Genomic DNA, 20,651 nt, shown 5'->3' with positions numbered 1-20,651 from the left:
AAGCCGCTAGTCTATGCGCGGTGAGCGCAGGAGAAGCGTTAAGCCAGCAGCCAGGATCAGCGTCAATGCAAACCAACGAAAGTTTGTGCCGATTGCCATTCCGAGGCCCACCAATAAACCACCGACCAATGGTCCGGCAATCGCGCCGGTACGGCCGGCGCCGATCGCCCAACCGACACCAGTCGTTCGGATCTCGGTCGAATACATTCGGGTCGCGATCATATAGAGCCCGATAAAGCCTCCTTGCATGAAAAACCCAATCAGGCCAAAAAGCACAAGCACTAGCAGAGACCCTGCAGCAAAGCCGAATAGGCCCATCAACACTGCGGTTACCAGCAAGAAAAGAGCGATGGTTCGTTTGAGGCCCAGCCACTGAGACAGCAGCCCACAGGAGGCGATCCCGATGACCGACCCAACGTTGAATACGGTGCCTGCGTAGATTGCCATTTCCAACGGCAGTCCGGCGCTTGATGCAAGTTTCGGAATCCAGCTGAGGAGAAAATATAAGGCGGCAAAGTTCATAAAAAACGCCAGCCAGAGAATTATCGTCTCACGGCCCAGCCCGGCGAGGAAGAGGTGACTGACACCGCTTGCCGGCGTTGCAGCTTCGATCGCGGGAAGTTTCTTGAACGGTTCAATTTCGAGCCGCCGCAAAATGTTATTCAGACGTTCAAGCGCTCCGGTCGGGCGGACTCGGAGCAAAAAAGTGGGTGATTCGGGGAGCGCAACCAAGACGAGCGGGACAGTAGCCAGGGTGATGATTCCAGCGGTAAGAAAGCTGGCCCGCCAGCCGTAGACAGGGAGCAGGTCCGCGGCGGCAAAACCGAACAAAGATGCGCCAATCGGATAACCGGCCAACACAATGCCCATGATGAGATTGCGTCGCCGATCAGGGGCAAACTCGGCGGTCATGGTCGCTACGCTTGCCAACATAGCGCCGATCCCGAGGCCACTGATGAGCCTCAGCGTAAGCAACGCGGTCAACGACTCTGCCGCAGCCGTAGCGGTCACACCAATGCCGGTCAGGATGACCGCCCCTAGGATCATCCGCCTTCTGCCGATTCGGTCCGCGGCAGGGGCTATGAACATCGCTCCAATCGTCATGCCCACGAGCCCCGCGCTGAATATCAAGCCAAGGGTTTCGGGTGGAATAGACCAGTCGCTAGCCAGCAGGGGCGCTGCGTAGGAAACCACCAGCACGTCCATGCCGTCGAGCGCATTCATCAAGAAACACACCGAGAACACCATCATTTGCAGAGCAGAGACGGGTTTGCCATCGAACAGATTGTGTTCTTGCTCAGTATTGGCGCTTGGCATGGCCGCTTTCGGCTATGGTTGACTATTGGCGCCCCGGTGAGGCGGCACCGGACTGTAGCAGTATCCAGCAGGATCTTCGACAACCGCTGGCAGGTTTGGCAGTTAGGCTCTCTCGATGATGGGCTTTTTGCCGGACAACGCCAGGCTGTTTAGGTTTACCAGAACCTGGTCGGCTTCGGTGAAGTCCTGGCCCGCGGTAAATGCCCCCGGAGTTGCCACGGTGTAGAGGCCTGCCGCTTTGGCGGCGGCGACGGAAGCCGCTCGGTCTTCAACTGCGATCGCGGCCTCGGGCGGAATGTCCAGCCGGTTGAGCGCAATTCGGTAAACTTCGGGCGATGGTTTTGGCCACTCGCAGTCCTCTCGTGTCAAGACGGCCGAAAATTGGTCAAACCTCAGGGCGGGGCCAGCTGCCGCAGCGACAGCCTCAACGTTAGCGCGCTGGGTGGTGGTTACGAGCGCTACCTTTATCCCAGCGTTGAGCGCCTTGCTAATCGTGTCGGCGACGCCGGGGCGCAGCGGGATCCCTTGAGAAATGATCTGTTCGCAAGCGAGCTCGGTCTTTCGCGCGTGAATGATATGAATCGTCTTCTCAGACAGGGCGGCATCATGGCTGTCGTTCAGCCGTCGCAGACGGTCGATGCCGCCGGGATGGCTCAGTAGCTCCCGGTAGGTTTCGCGGTCCCAATGCCACGTCAAGCCCGCTTCGGCGAGCGCCTGGTTGTAGGCGCGGCGCTGGATATCAGAGGTTTCAGCGAGGACGCCGATGGCGCCCAGAAAGAGTGCTTTTGGCTTCATCTCTGAGACTTACAAAACCCAATACGGTACGCGCTCAAATCTGAAGAACCCATCAAGACGCTGTTGAGACAGTGCATCGGGGGCACCGCTGCCGTAACACAACGGACGTTTGAGTGTTTAGTTTACTGATTCTCGGCGCTCCGCAGAACCGCTTGTTTCGATTATCGCGAGGTTGCGCTGTTTGCGGTTTGCCGGGTGAACAGGCGTTCTTAGAACCGGCAGCGGTTATGCTCCCGGGCCTAAAACGTAGAGCACCGTATCCATGAACCTATTCGAACAACTCCGTGCCTGGATCGCCCTTGTGGTCCTTTCCGTCGTGTCTTTGGCCGCCGCCACTGCCGAGGTGGTTATCGAGGAGCAGGTTGTCTTCGAGAGTCACGGCGCTGAGCTGGCCGGCTCCATCGTTTTCCCGGAGGGCAATGAGGTCCTTGCTGCAGTGGTATTTGTCCACGGTTCTGGCAAACAGCCCCGAAGCCTGGAACTGGCCCGGCTGTTTGCCGGCGAAGGGGTGGCGGCCTTGGTCTACGACAAGCGCGGCGTCGGGGAATCGGGCGGCGAATTTGAGGGCAAGCAGCCCGTCAGCGAAAAGAACCTTGCTCTACTGACGGCTGATGCCGTGGCCGCGGTAATTGCGCTGAGTGAGCACCCCAGGCTGCAAGGGGTTCCGCTGGGGCTGACCGGAATCAGTCAGGCCGGGTGGATCGTGCCGCCGGCGGCCCTGGACCTGCCGCAGCTGGATTTCCTGGTGCTGTGGAGCGGCCCGGTTTGCAAGGTCAGCGAAGAGGACATCTTCAGCAAGTACACCGCCGATCTTGATGCGACGCGGGCGCCCAGCTTTGATGAGGCATTGAACGCCAGGTCGCGGCCGTATGTCTGGCCGGCATTCCTCGGCGAGGACACCGACCCGTCAGAAAGCCTGTCCCGATTGAAAATTCCCGGCCTTTGGATTTTTGGAGCGCAGGACGGCAGCGTACCGACGGATTTGTCGATCCGGCGCCTCGAGCAGCTGATGGATCAGGGAAACGACTACGACTACATTCTGTTTTCCGGGTTAGGGCACAACAATATCGGAGGCTCGTTTACCTCGGTCATCGACTGGATACGGTCTACCGTGGACTGACTCTTTCCGGCTCGCGGGAATTCTGTGGGTCAGACTGCACTGCGGGGTATAGTCGAACGGTCTTGGCGATTGATCGAGGAACTCGGCAAATGAGCGACCCACAGGCAGGCTTGGCGGCACGCGACGCCAACTATGTACCGCTCTCTCCCATTTCGTTACTCAAGCGGACCGCGCACGTTTATCCGGATCGCTGCGCCATCGCCTTTGGCGATCACCGGCAAACCTGGGGTGACACGCATACTCGATGCTGCGCTTTGGCGAGCGCCATTCTGCAGCGTGGCGTCGGAAAAGACGACACGGTGGCGGTGCTCGCGCAGAACATTCCTGCGTCGGTTGAGCTGGCCTTCGGAGTTCCGGGGGCAGGTGCCGTTCTCAATATGATCAACACGCGGCTCGACGCGGCGGCCGTCGCCTTTATTCTCGATCACGGGGAAGCGAAAGTTTTTCTGATCGATGCGGCGCTGGCGGAGCTGGCGGCCGAGGCGCTGGCCCTGGCTGAGGTCAAGCCGCTCATCATCGATATCGCCGACCCGGCCTACCCTGACGCGCCGGCAAGCGGCTCGATCTCCTACGAGGACTTTATCGCCTCGGGCAGCGCCGCTGAGCCGCTGCAGATGCCTGACGATGAATGGGACTCCATCGCCCTGAACTACACCTCTGGAACAACGGGGAATCCAAAGGGGGTGCTCTATCACCATCGTGGAGCCTATCTGAATGCGCTCGGCAACGGGCTCGAGTGGAATCTCGCGAAACACCCGGTCTACCTCTGGACGCTGCCGCTGTTTCACTGCAACGGCTGGTGTTTTCCCTGGACGGTGGCGGCCTATGCCGGCGTCAACGTCTGCCTGCGTGCCCCCGAACCCAAGGCCATCTTGCGGGCGATTCAACAGCATCAGGTGACCCATCTGTCCGGTGCTCCGATCGTTCTGAATATGATTGTGACCGAGGCCGAGCAAACGGACGTGACCTTCGCGCCCGAACTGGCCATGACCACCGCCGGCGCCGCACCTCCAGCGGCCGTGCTGGCGCGGGCGGCGAAGGTCGGCGTGGACGTTACGCACGTCTACGGCTTGACCGAGGTTTACGGCCCTACCGCTGTATGTGCTTGGCAGGCGCCCTGGGATGAGCTGCCCCAGGGTGAGCAGGCGGTCATGCGCGCCCGCCAGGGGGTCAACTACCTGGTGCTGGAAGAGCTTTCCGTTCGCCATTCAGAGACGGTGGAGCCCGTGCCCAAAGACGGTGAAACGATCGGCGAAATCATGTTTCGCGGCAACGTTGTGATGAAAGGTTATCTAAAGAACCCGTCGGCTACCGAAGAGGCGTTTGCCGGCGGCCACTTTCATTCCGGTGATCTGGCGGTCTGGCACGCCGATGGCTACGTGGAGATCCGGGATCGCCTCAAAGACATCATTATTTCCGGCGGAGAAAACATCTCCTCGATCGAGGTGGAGTCGGTGCTCTACGACCACCCGGCGGTCAGTCTGGCAGCGGTTGTGGCTGCGCCGCACGAGAAGTGGGGCGAAACGCCCTGCGCGTTCGTCGAGCTGGCGGCCGGTGCTACCGCGACAGAAGAAGAGCTGGTCGCGCACTGCCGCGAGCGACTGGCCGGCTTTAAGACCCCTCGGCGGTTTGTCTTCGGTGAGCTTCCCAAGACTTCTACCGGCAAGGTGCAGAAGTTTGCTCTGCGAGATCGGGTCAAGGGATGACGGAGCTTTGCTTCAGCACTCGGCCGGCGGCACCGACGCCAGGCGGACGGCCTGAAAGGTTTTTTGGCCGTCCGCGCCGTCGAGCCCGAACGTCGCCTGGCCGCAGTCGGTGAACTCGAGGGTCAGCGAACCCCAGCTCACCAGGGACTCGGGCGCTCCAGGCTGCTGGAAGCTACCCGAGCCGGCGGAAAGCATGTCGAGCGTCAGCGGCACGCCAGGGTCGACGGGCTCAGCGGTGCTTTCGCTAACCAGCCAGAGCCGCTGGCCGTTTGCGTCATAGCCGAAGTAGAAGACCGTGAGCGTATCGTCGGTCTGAATGACGTTGAACCCGTCACCTTCGCTGGCCGGGTCGAACCAAAGCCCGGATATCGCAAGCCCGCCTGCCTCGACGATCCACTGCTGACGAAACAGGCGCTGCGGGGCGTTGAGCGCGCCAGCCAGAAACGGTGAGCGGTCGATGACCTCGAGCGTGAGCTCATAGCGACCGCGCGCGCCGGGCCGAAAGTCGAAGCTGGAGACCAGCGGTGGATCGCCCGCCGTCGGCGCCGCTTGCATGGCCTGTTCGGTGGCGGGGACCCCGTCGACCTTCCACAGCGTCTCAACCCCGTGCGCCGGCGCAACCAGCTGAGCCGAGAGCGTGAGAGTTTCGCCGACGGTTGTGTCCACCGGGATGTCGTTCGTCGGGTTCGCCGTGCCCGGCTCAATGACTGAGACGCCTGCCGCCGGCAGGCCCCAACCGCCGTCGTAAAGCGTCGCCACGTAGGTCTCCGCGCAGACCGGGCAGAATTCCTGTCCGAGCGCACGCATCGCACACTGATTCACCGGCCGGTACATGCCTCGCGACTGGTAGCGAGCGCCTTCAAAGAGTCCGACCAGGCCGCGATTGCCGAAGGTGGGCGGTGTGGGAATCGCTGTCGTCGGTTCAATCCAGTTGCGCCACTTGATCCGATCGCGGTCCACGACGTCCGTCGCGTTCGGTTCGCACGGCGGAAGCGATAGATCTTCGTCGCTACAGGGAAAAACCTGCGCTTCCGTTTCATATTCGTCGGTGAGCCGAGAAAAAGAGTGCCCCCACTCGTGGATCAGCAGCTCGGGCGACAGCGGATGAGTCGAAATCACGGGAAAAAAGCCGCCCGACCCGCCATACCGACTGTCGTTGACCACAACCACCGCACGATCCCAGAAGAACGGCGCCCCGGCTGCAGCCTGGGCCACGGCCGCGTCGTTCACCGTCAGCAGGCGGTCAAAGCCGGCGGTACAGAACGTGGCGTCAAACGCCGTGTCCACGGCCAGCGGCGCCAGTGGGTCAGTGTCAAAACACCCCGGATGATCAGCGCCCGATTCGGCGGAGGCTACAAAGTAGGATTCGATCGTCAGAAACGACCGGTATGAGCGATACGGCTCAATCGATAGAAATCCCTCCAAGGCTCGGGCGACATCCGCTTCAAATTTGGCCTCCTCGCTCGCCTGATAACCCTCACTAAGCATAAGCAGATTCACGCGGTTCAGCGGCGCCTCGTCGATCGCCGGGCTGCCTTTGGCCATGGGCACGGTGCGTTTGGCGCCGTCGATGAGTTCCTGCAGCGACCAGCTTCCCCGGCGCGTTCCGGCAGCGTCCCAATGCTGAACGTGCACATCCTGCGCGGCCTCAGGAATTCTGAGCAGAATCGCGGTTGTCGAGGCCGGCGAGTGGTGAACGGCGGTGGACTCCACGGCAACGGTCTGCCCGTCGCGATCAACTGCCGTCAGCACGTTTCGCCAGCGTCGGGCCGGCAGGCTGCGCGCGGGACGCGCCGGCAAGTCCAGCAGCTGGTAAAAGGCGACGGTCGGTGCGTCCTGGCGAGTCGGGCTGTTGTCGACCTCAAGAAAGATGTAGTGGGTGGGAGCGGCATTTGCCTCGGTACCGGCGAGACCGGCAAACAGCAAAGCAGCAGCAAAAACACGGCGGATCAAAACCGACGCGGAAACTCTCAGGACCATGGGTGGAGACTACCCGAGCCTTCGTAGAAGCGCCAGGCGGGTTGATGCCTGGCATAGGGTGCAAACCGGTGCGCTTGATGAATCGTCCATGTCGCCAACCTCCTGGGCCCTTCGGCAGCGGATGCATTAGGAAAGAGCATTTGATTGACAAGGTATCTATCAGTAGATAGACTTCATTTCGAACTCAGGGGATACATGTCGTGTCAGCAAAACGCAGCGAAATAGAGCAAGCCGCAACCAGCGCGATCAAGCGCGAAGGCTTCAAGAGCGTGAGCTTTCGAACGCTGGCTGACCAGGTCGGCGTCAAGTCTTCGAGCGTGCACTATCACTTTCGCACCAAAGACGACCTGGCGGAGGCGGTGATCCGCTCCTACACGGAGGCTTTTAAGGCGGCGCTGCACGCAATCGAACAGGAAAACGAGACACTGCTGGGCAAACTCGACGGGTTCCATGATCTGTTCGCGGAAGTCGTCGCCCAGGATGACATTTGCCTGTGCGGCATGATGGCCGCGGAGGTGAGTTCCCTTGGGGAAGGGGCCAAGCAGGCGCTGCGCGCATTCTTCCGCATCTCTGAAAGTTGGCTGGAGACAACCTTTGCGGCGCACGCCTCGGAACTTAGTGGCCAACTCTCCGCAACGGAGCTCGCGGGCATTTTTATGGCTGGCCTGGAAGGTGCCACCCTGGTTGATCGGGTCGACGGCAAGGTCTCTAGGCTGCAGGCTTTTCGGTCGCTTTCCCGATCGCTGATCGCCTGACCCTTTTTTTGATTTCTTAAACTATCTATCGATAGATACCTTTTGTACCAAGGAGACATAACCATGAACCATCAAACCACCGAACAGAAAATTGCCTTGATCGTTGGCGGCACCACCGGCATGGGCAAGGCCAGCGCCCGGGCGCTGCTCGAGCGAGGTGTTCCGGTCCGCATCGTTGGACGGAACGCCGATCGACTGAGCCAAGCCAAAGCGGAGCTCAGCGCGCTTGGTGAGGTCGAAACCATCACAGCCGATTTATATCGAGAGTCCGACGTGGCAGCACTCATCGGATCGATTGACGCTGATTCGCGGGCCTATGGCTACCTCGTCAACGCCGCTGGGACCTTCAACCCAAAACCCTTTCTGGAGCACACGGAGGCTGACTACGACAGCTACCTGAACCTGAATAGGGCGACCTACTTTATTACCCAGGCGGTGGCCAGGAATATGCAGAAAAACGGGGGCGGTTCCATTGTGAACATCGGCTCAATGTGGGCCAAGCAGGCGGTGAAGGCCACGCCTTCGTCCGCCTATTCAATGGCCAAAGCAGGGCTGCACTCACTGACACAGCACCTGGCTATGGAGCTGGGTGAGCAGGGCATTCGCGTGAACGCGGTGGCGCCAGCCGTCGTTGCCACTCCCATTTACGAAACCTTTATCGACCCGGCTGAGGTTGATGAAGCGCTGGCCGGGTTCAATGACTTTCACCCGATCGGCCGCATCGGCAAGCCTGACGACGTGGCCAGCGCGATCGATTACCTGCTGTCGGATGATGCGGGCTGGGTCACCGGAACGGTGCTCGATGTGGATGGCGGCGTGATGGCCGGTCGCAACTAAACTGGCCTTCGAGGTGAGTGACGGTTGGGCGCCACTCGGCGCCGAACCGGTTACTTTGCATGGCGCGGCAACTTACCCGCCGGCAAACGCTCCTGCCGCCAGCAAGAACAGCGCGGAGCTGAGGATAGCGCCGACCGTTCGCAGGTGGTTCCAGCGAGTCCAGACCTTCCGGTAGTGATGCCAATACGTTTGGGCTGACAAGTCCTGTGGCTCCATGCCGTCAAGTCGCTGGTTCATCGGCACGTTGGCGGCGATCGTCGTCAGAAATACGGTGGCAACATAGATCACACAGGCGGTGACAGCGTAGTAGCGACCAAGGCCCGCCCCATGGGTTGCTGAATACCAGCCGAACGCCACCGAAAGCGGAACCAGCGAGAGAAACGAGGTCAGAAACACGGAACGCAGTACCGTGCGGTTGATCTGACGCATGGCGTCAGCGCCGGCGCCGCCTTCAGCTTGCCCCAGACCTCGCATGATGAAATCCGAGAAACTCAGAAACACACCAGCAACCAGGGCGCTGACAAACCCCATCCACAGACTTCCGTAAAACAACCAATTCATCATTAATTTCCCTCGCGTACCGCCTCTACGGGCAAACCGGAGTAACTCGCATGTGCCAGTCCCGCTGCCGCCGCGAGGCACGCCAATCCGATCACCCATTCAACCACCATCGCCTGAACCAGCGTTGACGAGGGTGCGCCGTCGATGACGTAACCCAGCAATCTTGCGCCGCCATAAGAGCAATAAACCAGAGCGCCGGCCCACAATCCGGTCGCCAGATGTCTGCGCGAGAAAGCGCTCACCAGCATCAGCAGGCCGACCACAACAAGCAGACCACCCGGCGCGCGGTATTCAGACAGGACGCTGACGTCATTGGGCAGCACCACGCCGTTGCTGGCCGCAAAGCCCAGCGGCTCAAAGACCAGCGCCGCTCCTATCGCCAAAAGCACCGCGCCCGAAAACCCCGAGATCAATCTCGCCGTTCGAAAACTCATGCCGCTGCTCCCCACTGACCCGAAGCGGCGACCTCGCGCGCATACGCAGAAAAATCTTTGGGTTGCCGTCCCAGCGCACGCTCAACGCCGTCGGTAAGGCTGGCATTCCGCCCATCGAGTACCACCGAGAACAGGTAGTCCATCATCCAGACCACCACCTCCGGCGCACCCGACTCGGCAACACCGCGAACAAACGTTTCATGAGGAATCTCTGTGAACGCTATCGAGCGACCGGTCGCGCGAGATAACTCTTCGGCAATGTCGCCGAACGTCAGCAATCGTGGGCCGGTGACCTCGTAAACCTGTCCATTGTGACCGGGCTCGGTCAGCGCCACTGTGGCCACTTCTGCGATGTCGTCGACGTCAACAAATGGCTCGCCGATCTTGCCGGCGGGCACCTGGATAACGCCAGCGTTCACCATCTCCATAAAAGCGCCTTCGGAGAAATTTTGATTGAACCAGCTTGCCCTGACGACCGTCCACTCAAGGCCGCTCTTCATCACAATCTTTTCGCAGGCCTGTGCCTCGGGCTCACCGCGACCTGACAGGATCACGACGCGCTGCACGCACTGCGCCCGCGCTGCTCTCATCAGCTCAACGATGGCATCTCTTGCCCCGGGTACCGCCAGATCTGGCGCATAGCTGATGAAGATGGCGCTTACGCCGCTGAGGCAAGCTTCCCAGCCTGACGGGTTTTGCCAATCGAAGGGCGGGGTTGCAGAACGTGAACCGCTCCGCACCCGCAATCCACGTCGCTTTAGGTTGTTGACGATTCGTGAGCCGGTCTTGCCGGTCGCTCCGATCACCAAAATTTCCGCCGTTTGGGTTACTTTTTCTGTGGGTTTCATAGTGAAGCACTCAAGCCGTTGATTAATGAGGCTTCAGGATGGCAGTCGGTCAATCGAAAGGATTGACGCCTGACGACAGAGTTTTGACCGTGCGCGCCACGAGCGGCGTTCCGGGTCAGGCCGCGCCGGCGCTCAGTCGAAACGAGCGGGGCGTTTGTCCGGACCACCGCTTAAAAGCCCGGTTGAAGGCACTTTGCTCAGAAAATCCCGTCAGGAACGCGACCTCAACCAGTGAATAGCTGGAATCACGGAGCAGGCGCCGAGAAAGGTCTCGTCTAGCGGTGGTCACAAGCTGTTGAAAGGTGTGACCGTCCCGCGCCAGCCTACGCTGAAGCGTCCTTCCGCTCATGCCCAGCGCCTTCGCGACATCGTTGATTGCCGGTAGTCCTTCACTCAGCGACTCGGCAATCTGATTCAATACACGCTGACCCAGCGCTTCATTCGCGGGCAGATCAGCGAGTTCCTGGTTGAGATGGGCCTCAAGAAATTTCGAAACGCCGGCGTCACCAAGCTGGTTCGGCGCGTCTAGGGTCTCGTCACTGACCAACAGTGCGTCCCGGTCCATCGAAAATCGTACGGGGCAACCAAAGAAGGCTTTATGAGCCGAGGTGTCGCGGGGCGCGTCGTGAATAAACCAGACTTCTTCGGGTACGAAGCGCTCCTGTGCAACCTCACGACTGATCTGTGCAATCGCGGCGATCGTCTGCTCGTTGGAGATCCGCAGCCCCAGCTCGCGTTCGCCACTTCGATGCAGCGTCATGAAGTTACGTCCGTCCCTGGCCCGAAGATCGTAGGTCGATACGCTCGTTAACACCAGCCCGTAACGTTCTGCCCGTGCGTAGGATCCTCGAAGCGTCAGCGCCGTTTTCCACGCCAATCCGAATGCCCCGTAATCGTCGCAGCGCATGGAGCCACCAACACGCAGGGATAACGAAGATCCTTCGGGGTCCTCCCGAACCGCCCTTTCGCACAGCGCATAGTAGGCCGTGTCGTCCACCATCACCTTGGGATCGATCGGCAATGCTGGATCAACCGCAACCGATTCAAACAGTTGAATACGTCGCGCGCTGTCGGGAGGTTCAACGGCCGTGGCCGCAGCAATCACCTTGTGGACAAACAACGAAGAGATCAGGCCCATCGCCTTATCCTATGTGTGGTTCGCCGCAAATCCCAGGCGATGGCCTGTTCGACGAGCGATGAACTGAGCGGGTCGGAGTAAGATGAGGGCTGGCAGTGACTAAACCTAAGAGAGTCGGACAATGGCAAAGATCACGGGAATAGGCGGCGTGTTCATTCAGTCGACCAAAGACAGCAAGGCGCTGAGCGAATGGTATGCCGAGCATTTGGGTCTGCAACTTGAGGAGTATGGCCACGCGGCGCTTGAGTGGCGTGACGACACGGCGGAGGACGGTGGGCTCACCGTGTGGTGTACCGCCGCCCCGGACTCCGACTGGTTTGCGCCGAGCCAGGCCAGCTTCATGATCAACTATCGAATCGACGATATGGACGGCATGCTGCACCAGCTCGAGGCGGGCGGGGTAGAGATCGTGAAAGGTCCTGAGTCCCATGAAAACGGTCGTTTCCTCTGGGTGATGGACCCAGAGGGCAACAAGATTGAGCTTTGGGAACCTAAGTTGTGGGACGAAAAGAACAAAGAAGGCTGAATGGTCGACCTGGGTTGGCACGCCCTAGTCAAGCATCTTCTTGCTGTCGCAGGCTGAAGCTCCGGTGAGCCATCACGGAGGCCACAACGAGTGAAGTCCTCCGCCGTCGCTCACCGGAATCAATTCGGGTACGCTGGTATTTTGGCGGGGGGTGATTCTCAGCATGCAGGAGCGCCAGCAGATAAAAAACGGTGCTTGTATCTTCGCTCGATTCATCGGCTGCATCTTTGTGTTCCTTGGCTTCTCGCTACCGGCGATGGCGACCGACGAATTCGAGACGGACAACTCACCTCTTGGCGCTTCGGTTATCAATGAGGACGACCAAGTCGTCCTGACGCCGCGGATCTGGAGTCAGACCCGAACCTTTCATACCTCGACCGACATTGATTGGGTTGCGATAAAGGCCAATCGCTTTCAGGGCACTGGGCCTCCATCTCGTGGAACTTACCGATTGAGCGCGACTGAACTGGCATCGAACAAAGGTGGCTCGGGGCTGGCGCTCAACGTACAGGTCTTCAGCGAAAGGATTTTGATCGATCCCGAGCTCGCCCCAAGCCAGGAATTCAATCCTTGCACAGGATCGCCACAGCCGCCCGCCGGGGTCAGCGACGCGTTTATAGGCGTTCCGTCCAACGTGCTGGCGTTTGTCCGCATTGAGGACTGCAACGGGCTAGGAAACGTCGATGTTCCATACCAGCTCGATCTGGTGATTGACGCACAGGCGCTGCCTGCACAAGGGGTGCGCATCGAAGGGAGAACTGTGGATTCGGTGAGCGGCGATCCCGTCGGACCGCTGTTTCTGCTAACAAACCTCAACAATGTCACAATCGCCTCGCCGGGCACTGGGCAGTTCCAGTTTTTGGCGCAGGATGGCGACCAGCTCGTCTTGTCCCTCATCTCTGAGGTATACAGCCTTGATCCTCCGCTGGATATCGGGACCGCCATGGTCGGGACGGACATCCTGCTGGGCGATGTTCAGGTGATGCCGATGGACGGACTTTTTCGCGACGGGTTCGAGTAAGGCCGCGCAATCCATGGGTGTGGCTACGTCTAGGCACACGGTGAACGAGACAACTTCGCAGGATCTGCGTCTAGGAAGAGAGCCTCCCGCCAAGTCGTCCCGTTATGAGCACAGCAAGCTGGCCCCTGAAAACCTGGTTGTATCAATACGCAATCGTGTTTCCCTTGCTGTCAGTCTTGCTGCTCGGGAAGAACCTAATCGACGGGTTGCCACCAGCATCCGCGGCAATTGACGGCGTTGGCTGGGCCGCGGTAACCGTTGTCCTTTTCGCAGGTATCAGAGCAGTCTATTTTTGGCGGGGCCGCCGCTGCGCCCTGTGTGGAGACGTTGACCCATCTTAGCGTTCGCCCGGCGGTCGTGAGCGTCTGTTTCCCCTAGCCATAGCTCTTCAGCTCTAACGATTTTTCCCGGAGCTGTTCCATCATTTCCTGAAACTCTTCCTGCTGTTTCGCCGACAGCGCGGAGAGCAGAAACGACTCGCGGGCTAGCACGAGTGGCACAATCTCTTGATACAGCCGTAATCCCCGGCTGGTCAGCGCCAGCCTCAGGTGACGTTTATCGCTCTCGTCCGACTGCTTGTCGATCAGCCCCTTCTGGTTGAGCTGCTCGACGGCTCGGCTGACCTGCATTTTCTCCAGCCGCGTCTGGCTGGCAATCACTTTGGCTGACAGGGGTTCGCTGTTGCCAAGCGTCGCCAGTACCCGCCATTGTGGTCGCGTGAGCTGGTAGCGTTTGGCGTAAACCTGGGCCACCGATTGGCTAATTTCGTCGTAAAGGATCGACAGGCGGTAGGGAAAAAACGTCTGTAGGTTGAGCGTTGAGTCAGTCATTGGGTCGGTCGGGTTGATCACTTTGGTGACCATAATCCAACAATATCTTTTGACGTTCCAACTTGGGCTTAGAGGGAAAAAGATTGCTTTGACAACTTATAGTAACAGATGTTACTAATACTCGTGCCAAGCTCAGGAGCTTTCGTCATGATCGTCGAACGTATTCACCATGTGGCCTATCGGTGCAATAGCGCCAAGGAAACCGTGGAGTGGTATCGCGATAACCTGGAGATGGGTTTTGTGCTCGCCATCTCGGAAGAACACGTTCCCTCCACCAAAGCGCCGAACCCTTACATGCACGTTTTTCTGGACGCGGGGAACGGCAATATCCTCGCGTTCTTCGAAACGCCCACGCTGCCGCCGATGGGGAGAGATCCCAACACACCGGAATGGGTGCAGCATCTGGCGCTGAAGGTCGCCGACGTTGAAGCGCTGGAGAAGGCCAAAACCAAGCTCGAAGCCAACGGTGTCGAAGTGCTCGGGCCGGTGAATCACGAGATTTTCCAGTCGATCTATTTTTTCGATCCCAATGGGCATCGGGTTGAACTCGCCGCTGACACGATCAAACCGGGCGTCATGAAAAAACTGCACGCACTGGCGCCGGGCATGCTGGAGGAGTGGGATAAGAGTAAAGCGCCTGTGCGGCAGGCGGCCTTTCTCCACGCGGAAGAATTCGCCGGCTGACGGGAGAAGGTCGATGCTCGACAGCGGTTGGTATCCGCGCGTCAGGATTTGGGCGACCTGGCGTGCAATCTTTGCCTGCCGCTACCCGGCTGCGTTGGTGGTCGCAAGACTTTGAGCCAGGCGCTCAGCGCTGCGCATGGCGCCGCGCTGAAAAAAGCGGCCTCGTCCATCCGGACAAGGCCGCAGCTGTTCGGCGGATCAGGTTCTTGGGAGGTTAGCCGCCGAGCAGATCGTTGGCCTCCTGCTGCTCGCGGAGGCACTGCCGCCGAGCCTGTCGCAGGCGAGCCGCCCGACGCAGCGGGCGCCTGACTTCGCTGCGTTCCAGCTGTCCGTCAGCGTTTTCGTCGAGGTTCATAAACCGTTCGACCGCGCGATCCTCCGCGCTTGTCAGGGCCTCCTCCAGAGTGATGGCGCCGTCCCCGTTGAGGTCGATGGTGTCGAAGCGGGAACCTGGCTCCGGCGGCTCGGGAAGCTCGATCCCCAGCGCGTCTTCGACGCAGGCACGGAGCGCTTCGCGATCAACGTCCGGTGGCTCCGGCCGGTCCGCCAGATCGGCTTCGGTGATCTGGCCATCGTCGTCGCGGTCCAGACGGTCAAAGCGGCGTTCAGCCCTGGCCAGCCTGGCTGCCAGAAACTCATCCTGCGAGACCATGCGGTCGCCGTCTGCATCGAGCGGCGTGCGATCGGCAACGCCACTTCCGGTTTGCGCCAACGCCGGCATCGTCGTGAGCACCGTCAGCGCGATGACCAAAAAAGATGATTTCCCGTAGTTCATGTACATGCTCCTGTCTGTTGGGTTCATGTGTTGCTCAACGCCCGGCCGGAGCTTTGGTTGACACGCCCTTTACGCCTTTTGGGTATCCTGCCGATGGGGTTTCAACGGGGGAATGAGCAGCTGCAACGTCTTATTTGAGCCGGCTTAGATCGCCAGATCCACCAGTCGAGCGATTTTTTCTATAGCTGGTATAGACAAATTGTGTTGCTCTCGCACCGCTGTCTGAGGCCTTATACACGCTGTCGTAACTTTGTTTCCCGAACGCGAAGGAGCTGACCCAAGATGACCACACCCATTAAACGCCCGTTGGCGCTTGCCATTATCTCCGCTGTAATGGTTGCCGAGCCCGCTCTGGCCCAACTTGAAGAGATCACCGTGACGGCCCGGAGGGTAGAGGAGAACCTGCAGGATATTCCGATTTCCGTCAGCGCCTTCTCGCAGTCAGATCTCGAGGTCCGCGGCATCCAGAATCTTGAAGACCTCGCGAAATACACGCCAGGTCTGGCGTTTGAGGAATTCTCTGGCGCCCTCGAAGCTCCGGTTATTCGCGGTCAAACCCAGGTCCGCCTGAGCAACCCGGTGCAGAACGTCGCCACGTTCCTTGACGGCGTTTACCTGCAGCGAAGCTACATGATCGACACCGGCATGGTGGCCCTGGAGCGCGTTGAGGTTGTGAAAGGCCCGCAGTCCGCGCTTTATGGTCAGAACTCGTTCGCTGGCGCCATCAACTACGTCACTCAGAAGCCGACCGACGAGCTGACGGGTGACTTCGAGCTGTCCGGCGGATCGGAAGAGTTCCTCACCGCTCGCGCAACGATTGCGGGTCCGATCATCAAAGACAAGCTGCTGGGTCGGATCACGTATGGTTCACAGGAATATGACGGGACTTGGCGCAACGTTCACCCGCTGGCCAACAGCGGCATCAGCCCCGGCACTGACGGCAACCTGGGTGGTTTCGACAACGAAACCATCGCCGCCAACCTGACGTTCCTGGCGACCGACGACCTGAAGGTCGAGCTTGGCTACTACCGCACGGAAATTGAGCAGGAAGCTCAGCCGATTTTCACCCGCATGGGTCGCGACGGCATTGCGTTCTTCGGCTTTGCTCAGGAGAACTCGCTGAACTGCTCTCCGACATTTCAGCCTGGCCTGCCGTTCCTCGGTGCCAACAACGCGCTGATCTGCGGCGAGCTGGACACCACGCTGCCCTCCACGGCCAGCGCTGACGGCGAAAACCTGATCTTTGATCCGCGGTCATTCGGCCAGAGCGGCGTCAATGAAGTCACCACATTCCGCGTGGAATACCAGATCAACGACGAGTGGGATGTCACCTACCTGTACGGCAACGCCGACTCGCGGCTGCGGTCCGGCGGTCAGTCGATTCCCGACGGGCTCAACGGCTCAGGCAACCCGAACTCGCTGCTCAACTTCTTTCCGGGCGCCGTGATCTTTGACTCCCAGCCCAACGGTGGTCTGGAAGCCGATTCTCACGAGATACGGTTCAACTACCAGACGGATGGCCTGATCGACGCGCAGGTTGGCTTGTTCTATTACGAAGCCGACGACACCTACGAGGCGATCGGCTACTTCCTGCAGCCGCTCGGCACCGCGCCACTGCCCTCGCTGCCCAACACCGATCCCAATCCGGATTTCTTCGCGGACGAGACGACCGCCGTCTTTGGCCAAGTTGGTTTCAACCTGATGGACGGTCGGCTGAAGATCAGCGCTGAGGCCCGCTACTCGCAGGAAGACAAGTTTGTTGAAACCATCGGAGTGCCCAACACGGCCGCTTCGGAAACCTTCAACATCCTCACGCCGCGGGTCACCGTCGACTACGCCCTGACCGACCAGAACCTGCTCTACCTCTCCCTTGCGGAGGGCACCAAAGCCGGCGGCTTCAACAGCCCGATCCTTGGTGGTTCCGGCAACCCGATCGACCCGTCACAGGCCAGCTACGACGAAGAAAGCAACATCACATTCGAGATCGGCTCCAAGAACCGCTTCCTTGATGGCACCCTGGTGACCAACGTGGCGCTGTTCTACATCGACTGGACCGACCTGCAGATCAACACGTCTGCCATCGGCGGCGCAGCCAACGACCCGGTTGTCATCGACAACGTCGGTGGGGCGTCAACGTGGGGTATCGAAGTGGACGGCATCTGGCAACCCACTGACAACATCACGCTGAACTACGGCTTGTCTTACAACGATCCCACCTTCGACGGCGGTACGATCTTCATCGAAGCGGCCAACGACGGCTGGTGTGACGACGTGGTCTGCCGGGCCGACGGTGATATCGGTGGCAACAACCTGAACCGGACACCGAAGTTTCAAACCAACTTTGGCGCTCAGTACAACGGCGACTGGAGAAGCGGCTGGGAATACTATGCGCGTGCGGATGTGACCTACCAGTCCCGCCAGTTCCTCAGCCTGCTCAACACCGGCTGGGTACCGTCACGGCAGCTCCTCAACACCCGCTTTGGCGTCTCCAATGACAACTGGGATATCTCGCTCTGGGCTCGTAACCTGGCCAATGAGCGTTATGTTTCCAACTCGCTGTTTCTTGGGTTTTCCAATGCCTACGTGGCCGCCCTGGGTGAGCAGCGTACCTACGGTCTGACTGCGCGGTACCGCTTCTAACTCAGCTACCGCTATCCAGCCAGTCAGGGAGATGACATGAAACGACGGAGTTTTGTTACAGGCTCCCTGACCGCGGCGGGTGCTGGGGTTTTAGCCCAGCTTCCCGAGGAAGCTGCGGGACAGTCTGCCGGCGAAGGCCGGCAGACTTACCAGGCCTGGGAAGTCGGCCCGAAAGGACCCTTCAACACGATGCGGCTGGTCGACCGGCCGCTGACGCCGCCCCCGCCGGGCCACGTCCAGGTCGAGGTGGCCGCCAGCGGCATTGCCGGCCGCGATCGCGCCATTACCCGCGGCTGGTTTCTTCAGGACAAGAAACCCGAACGGATACCGCTCAGCGAAGGGGTGGGAACCGTCACGGCCGTGGCACCCGGAGTCAGCCGGGTTGCGGTGGGCGACCGCGTCACCAGTATCCATTTCCCACGCTGGGTCTCAGGCGACTGGACGCCGGCCAACTACGTCGCTGACGTCGGCAACACCGTCGACGGCTGGCTGACAGAAGTCGCCACGCTGAGCCAGTACGGCTTGGTGAAGGTGCCAGCATCGATCGATGACGCCACCGCAGCAACCCTATCGGGTTCCGCGCTCACCGCCTGGCAGGCGCTTTATCATGTCGCTAAGGTGAAGTCCGGTGACACGGTCCTGTCTCTGGGTACGGGAGGGGTTTCCAGCTGGGGGATCATCCTGGCGAAAGCTGCCGGGGCACGCGTGGTGCTCACCTCGTCCAGTGATGAGAAACTTGCGGCCATGCGGGAGAAATACGGGGTCGATATCACCGTCAACTACCGCAAGACCCCGGAATGGGGACAGAAAGTGACCGAGCTGACCGGCGGCAAAGGCGCCAATATCGTGCTGGAAAACGTTGGCTGGCCAACGCTGGATCAGTCGCTTCAGGCTTCTGCGGTCAACGCCACCGTGGTGATGATCGGCACCGGCCCACGGCCAAAAAAGATCCTCAGCATGCCGGACTTTTACATCAAAAACGTCACGATGAAAGCGATCAGCAACGGTAGCCGAGCCATGATGGAGGAGCTAGTCCGCGCGATCGACTCGGTGGGCATGAACGCCTTGATCGCCAAAGAGTTTCCGTTCGAGGAGGCGGTGGCTGCCCTCGAGTTTATGGATCAATCCAACCACATGGGCAAGGTGGTCATCCGGCACGCCTAGTCGACCGCCGGAGCCCGGTCGGGCTCCGGCCCATCCTCAACGCTACTGCACCTTTTCGCAGCTGATCAGCCGATCGCTGCCGCCGTTGCGCTCGCATAGATCGCGTCGCCCGGGGCCGCCGTTCAGCACGTCTGCGCCGTCACCACCGATCAGCAGGTCGTTGCCCTCTCCGCCGTCTAAGTTCAGGGAAACCAGACCATTTAACCCAACCGAACCGATAATCACGTCGCTGCCCCCCTGGCCGTTAACGTCCAGCGTTTCAACCTCGCTGAGGTCGATGGTGAAGTTGGCCGGTGCGGTTCCTTCGACTCTTACCCGATTTTTCGCGGGCACAATTTGGATGTCATCGGACCCATCGTCTGCGCCAAACAGCTGCGCAAGGTCATCGCCAGGGCCACCCTCCAGGAAGTCGCTGCCGTCGCCATTGTTGACGATCAGCAGATCGTTGCCATCTTGGCCGAGCACGATGTCGTTGCCGCGATTGCCGAGCAGCGTGTCATTGCCCGCTCCGCCGCGTAGCACATCGACGCCGTCACCGCCGATCAGCAGGTCGTTGCCTTCACCGCCATCGAGCTCCAGCTGTGCAACGTCGGCGGCAAGCAGCTCGGCAGAGATGCGGTCGTCGCCGCCCCGCCCGTTGACACGTACAGTCTCGACCGTTTGCACGCTCGAATCGAGCCCCGCGGGAAGCGCGTCACTGACAAAAATCACCGACCCGTCGGATCGCAATTCGATCTCGTCCCGCTCGCTGAGCCTACCCTGAATCTGCAGCGTATCGTTGCCTTCGCCGCCCTCGAGGAAATCGCTCCCATCGCCGTTGTTGACGATCAGCAGGTCGCTGCCGTCTTGGCCTTCGACCGTGTCATTGCCGGTATTGCCCGCCAGGTAGTCCCCGCCAGCGCCGCCAATCAGGACATCGTTGCCGGCTCCCGAGAACAGAATGTCGTTGCCATCGCCGCCGTCGAGTTCTGCATCTGGCAGTGGAGCTTGCCATTCGTTCAGCGCGATTAGATCGTCCCCGCCCAGGCCGGCAACTTTGATGAGGGAAGTTTCGGCCAATAGCGGCGGTCCTCCGGCGATTTCAACGAGCCCGCTGTTGACGTAAATCACGCCATCCTCGGCGGCGACGGTGATCTGATCGTCTCGGTTGGTGCCGGTAATCACCAGTTCACCCTGGTTCCATCTGGCGGAAACGGAGCTCTCCTGCGCGATCGATGGGCCTGTCGCCAGCAGGACGACGACCAGTCCGGGTAGCATCGCCAGCTTGGTTGTCAATTTGGCAGCGATTGTTGTTTTGCAGTTTCTATCCATCATGTTTTCTCTCCATTGAGTGCTTGACGGAGCGCCCCTCTGGCCCGGCGTTTCAGGAATCTTCCATTTCCCTTCCCGCAGTTGCCCCGTATACCCGCTCAAACGCAAAGCGATGGCGGAGGCGACAGAAAAAATGAAAAAAGTTGACTGCTGAGTGGCGAAGGTGGGTGGGAGGGATGGACGCCCAAGGCCGCTAAGTTAGGGGCACA

The 20,651-nt window shown here is 60.0% G+C and carries 19 protein-coding genes; 9 read left to right on the top strand and 10 right to left on the bottom strand.

Features of this window, described 5'->3' with window-relative positions:
* Positions 1-6: 6 nt before the first annotated feature.
* Together AAF358_04340 and AAF358_04335 are read right to left on the bottom strand one after the other, a co-directional pair.
* The gene (locus tag AAF358_04340) at positions 7-1,317 is read right to left on the bottom strand and encodes an MFS transporter (protein MEM7704756.1); all 1,311 of its coding nucleotides are present in this window, start codon (positions 1,315-1,317) and stop codon (positions 7-9) included.
* A gap of 102 nt (positions 1,318-1,419) precedes the next feature.
* Positions 1,420-2,112: an HAD-IA family hydrolase gene (locus AAF358_04335; protein ID MEM7704755.1), complete on the bottom strand. Its 693-nt coding sequence runs from the start codon at positions 2,110-2,112 to the stop codon at positions 1,420-1,422.
* A gap of 262 nt (positions 2,113-2,374) precedes the next feature.
* Between AAF358_04335 and AAF358_04330 the strand changes: the two genes are divergently transcribed.
* Positions 2,375-3,232, top strand: a complete 858-nt coding sequence (locus tag AAF358_04330) for an alpha/beta hydrolase (protein MEM7704754.1) — start codon at positions 2,375-2,377, stop codon at positions 3,230-3,232.
* A gap of 89 nt (positions 3,233-3,321) precedes the next feature.
* Positions 3,322-4,938, top strand: a complete 1,617-nt coding sequence (locus AAF358_04325) for an AMP-binding protein (protein MEM7704753.1) — start codon at positions 3,322-3,324, stop codon at positions 4,936-4,938.
* Between the two features lie 12 nt (positions 4,939-4,950).
* Here the strand turns inward: AAF358_04325 and AAF358_04320 are convergent, their stop codons facing one another.
* Positions 4,951-6,918 carry a M64 family metallopeptidase gene (locus AAF358_04320; protein ID MEM7704752.1) on the bottom strand — a complete coding sequence of 656 codons (1,968 nt, stop codon included), beginning with the start codon at positions 6,916-6,918 and terminating at the stop codon, positions 4,951-4,953.
* A gap of 200 nt (positions 6,919-7,118) precedes the next feature.
* Here AAF358_04320 and AAF358_04315 point away from each other — a divergent pair, with 200 nt between their 5' ends.
* Together AAF358_04315 and AAF358_04310 are read left to right on the top strand one after the other, a co-directional pair.
* Entirely contained in the window at positions 7,119-7,673 is a 555-nt protein-coding gene (locus tag AAF358_04315) for a TetR/AcrR family transcriptional regulator (GenBank protein ID MEM7704751.1), read from the top strand.
* 63 nt (positions 7,674-7,736) lie between these two features.
* The gene (locus AAF358_04310) at positions 7,737-8,510 is read left to right on the top strand and encodes an SDR family oxidoreductase (GenBank protein ID MEM7704750.1); all 774 of its coding nucleotides are present in this window, start codon (positions 7,737-7,739) and stop codon (positions 8,508-8,510) included.
* Positions 8,511-8,582: 72 nt separating this feature from the next.
* Here the strand turns inward: AAF358_04310 and AAF358_04305 are convergent, their stop codons facing one another.
* The 4 genes from AAF358_04305 to AAF358_04290 all read right to left on the bottom strand — a co-directional run bounded on the left by AAF358_04305 (position 8,583) and on the right by AAF358_04290 (position 11,491).
* On the bottom strand, positions 8,583-9,074 hold the full coding sequence (locus AAF358_04305; GenBank protein ID MEM7704749.1) for an anthrone oxygenase family protein: 492 nt from the start codon (positions 9,072-9,074) through the stop codon (positions 8,583-8,585).
* Positions 9,074-9,505 carry a DUF4345 domain-containing protein gene (locus AAF358_04300; protein ID MEM7704748.1) on the bottom strand — a complete coding sequence of 144 codons (432 nt, stop codon included), beginning with the start codon at positions 9,503-9,505 and terminating at the stop codon, positions 9,074-9,076. Before AAF358_04300 ends, AAF358_04305 begins: the two co-directional genes overlap by 1 nt.
* The gene (locus tag AAF358_04295) at positions 9,502-10,311 is read right to left on the bottom strand and encodes an NAD(P)H-binding protein (protein ID MEM7704747.1); all 810 of its coding nucleotides are present in this window, start codon (positions 10,309-10,311) and stop codon (positions 9,502-9,504) included. The genes AAF358_04300 and AAF358_04295 overlap by 4 nt, the downstream gene beginning before the upstream one ends.
* Positions 10,312-10,468: 157 nt before the next feature.
* Positions 10,469-11,491: an AraC family transcriptional regulator ligand-binding domain-containing protein gene (locus AAF358_04290; GenBank protein MEM7704746.1), complete on the bottom strand. Its 1,023-nt coding sequence runs from the start codon at positions 11,489-11,491 to the stop codon at positions 10,469-10,471.
* Positions 11,492-11,612: 121 nt separating this feature from the next.
* Here AAF358_04290 and AAF358_04285 point away from each other — a divergent pair, with 121 nt between their 5' ends.
* Both AAF358_04285 and AAF358_04280 read left to right on the top strand, forming a co-directional pair.
* Positions 11,613-12,017 (top strand): VOC family protein, encoded by a 405-nt coding sequence (locus AAF358_04285; GenBank protein ID MEM7704745.1) that lies wholly within the window; start codon positions 11,613-11,615, stop codon positions 12,015-12,017.
* A gap of 163 nt (positions 12,018-12,180) precedes the next feature.
* A complete protein-coding gene (locus AAF358_04280; protein ID MEM7704744.1) occupies positions 12,181-13,038 on the top strand; it encodes a hypothetical protein in 858 nt (285 codons plus the stop codon).
* 374 nt (positions 13,039-13,412) lie between these two features.
* Here the strand turns inward: AAF358_04280 and AAF358_04275 are convergent, their stop codons facing one another.
* Positions 13,413-13,901 carry a MarR family transcriptional regulator gene (locus AAF358_04275; protein ID MEM7704743.1) on the bottom strand — a complete coding sequence of 163 codons (489 nt, stop codon included), beginning with the start codon at positions 13,899-13,901 and terminating at the stop codon, positions 13,413-13,415.
* Between the two features lie 114 nt (positions 13,902-14,015).
* Between AAF358_04275 and AAF358_04270 the strand changes: the two genes are divergently transcribed.
* The gene (locus tag AAF358_04270) at positions 14,016-14,552 is read left to right on the top strand and encodes a VOC family protein (protein ID MEM7704742.1); all 537 of its coding nucleotides are present in this window, start codon (positions 14,016-14,018) and stop codon (positions 14,550-14,552) included.
* Between the two features lie 214 nt (positions 14,553-14,766).
* Here the strand turns inward: AAF358_04270 and AAF358_04265 are convergent, their stop codons facing one another.
* On the bottom strand, positions 14,767-15,327 hold the full coding sequence (locus AAF358_04265; GenBank protein MEM7704741.1) for a hypothetical protein: 561 nt from the start codon (positions 15,325-15,327) through the stop codon (positions 14,767-14,769).
* Positions 15,328-15,609: 282 nt separating this feature from the next.
* Between AAF358_04265 and AAF358_04260 the strand changes: the two genes are divergently transcribed.
* Both AAF358_04260 and AAF358_04255 read left to right on the top strand, forming a co-directional pair.
* A complete protein-coding gene (locus AAF358_04260; GenBank protein MEM7704740.1) occupies positions 15,610-17,967 on the top strand; it encodes a TonB-dependent receptor in 2,358 nt (785 codons plus the stop codon).
* A gap of 36 nt (positions 17,968-18,003) precedes the next feature.
* Entirely contained in the window at positions 18,004-19,131 is a 1,128-nt protein-coding gene (locus tag AAF358_04255; protein ID MEM7704739.1) for an NAD(P)-dependent alcohol dehydrogenase, read from the top strand.
* A 42-nt stretch (positions 19,132-19,173) separates the two neighbouring features.
* Here AAF358_04255 and AAF358_04250 read toward each other — a convergent pair whose 3' ends face one another.
* Complete coding sequence (locus AAF358_04250) at positions 19,174-20,445, bottom strand: calcium-binding protein (GenBank protein ID MEM7704738.1); 1,272 nt, start codon at positions 20,443-20,445, stop codon at positions 19,174-19,176.
* Positions 20,446-20,651 lie beyond the last annotated feature (206 nt).

This window comes from Pseudomonadota bacterium (assembly GCA_039033415.1).
Lineage (GTDB): Bacteria > Pseudomonadota > Gammaproteobacteria > Xanthomonadales > SZUA-38 > JANQOZ01.
Note: the sequence above shows the minus strand (reverse complement) of the source record. Positions and strands in the feature narration are given on the sequence as shown.

What these genes read in the sequence shown, in the direction of transcription:
- AAF358_04340 (MEM7704756.1), bottom strand. Translation starts at nt 1,317, where the DNA reads ATGCCAAGCGCCAATACTGAGCAAGAACACAATCTGTTCGATGGCAAA.
- AAF358_04335 (MEM7704755.1), bottom strand. Translation starts at nt 2,112, where the DNA reads ATGAAGCCAAAAGCACTCTTTCTGGGCGCCATCGGCGTCCTCGCTGAA.
- AAF358_04330 (MEM7704754.1), top strand. Translation starts at nt 2,375, where the DNA reads ATGAACCTATTCGAACAACTCCGTGCCTGGATCGCCCTTGTGGTCCTT.
- AAF358_04325 (MEM7704753.1), top strand. Translation starts at nt 3,322, where the DNA reads ATGAGCGACCCACAGGCAGGCTTGGCGGCACGCGACGCCAACTATGTA.
- AAF358_04320 (MEM7704752.1), bottom strand. Translation starts at nt 6,918, where the DNA reads ATGGTCCTGAGAGTTTCCGCGTCGGTTTTGATCCGCCGTGTTTTTGCT.
- AAF358_04310 (MEM7704750.1), top strand. Translation starts at nt 7,737, where the DNA reads ATGAACCATCAAACCACCGAACAGAAAATTGCCTTGATCGTTGGCGGC.
- AAF358_04305 (MEM7704749.1), bottom strand. Translation starts at nt 9,074, where the DNA reads ATGATGAATTGGTTGTTTTACGGAAGTCTGTGGATGGGGTTTGTCAGC.
- AAF358_04300 (MEM7704748.1), bottom strand. Translation starts at nt 9,505, where the DNA reads ATGAGTTTTCGAACGGCGAGATTGATCTCGGGGTTTTCGGGCGCGGTG.
- AAF358_04290 (MEM7704746.1), bottom strand. Translation starts at nt 11,491, where the DNA reads ATGGGCCTGATCTCTTCGTTGTTTGTCCACAAGGTGATTGCTGCGGCC.
- AAF358_04285 (MEM7704745.1), top strand. Translation starts at nt 11,613, where the DNA reads ATGGCAAAGATCACGGGAATAGGCGGCGTGTTCATTCAGTCGACCAAA.
- AAF358_04280 (MEM7704744.1), top strand. Translation starts at nt 12,181, where the DNA reads ATGCAGGAGCGCCAGCAGATAAAAAACGGTGCTTGTATCTTCGCTCGA.
- AAF358_04275 (MEM7704743.1), bottom strand. Translation starts at nt 13,901, where the DNA reads ATGGTCACCAAAGTGATCAACCCGACCGACCCAATGACTGACTCAACG.
- AAF358_04270 (MEM7704742.1), top strand. Translation starts at nt 14,016, where the DNA reads ATGATCGTCGAACGTATTCACCATGTGGCCTATCGGTGCAATAGCGCC.
- AAF358_04265 (MEM7704741.1), bottom strand. Translation starts at nt 15,327, where the DNA reads ATGAACTACGGGAAATCATCTTTTTTGGTCATCGCGCTGACGGTGCTC.
- AAF358_04260 (MEM7704740.1), top strand. Translation starts at nt 15,610, where the DNA reads ATGACCACACCCATTAAACGCCCGTTGGCGCTTGCCATTATCTCCGCT.
- AAF358_04255 (MEM7704739.1), top strand. Translation starts at nt 18,004, where the DNA reads ATGAAACGACGGAGTTTTGTTACAGGCTCCCTGACCGCGGCGGGTGCT.
- AAF358_04250 (MEM7704738.1), bottom strand. Translation starts at nt 20,445, where the DNA reads ATGATGGATAGAAACTGCAAAACAACAATCGCTGCCAAATTGACAACC.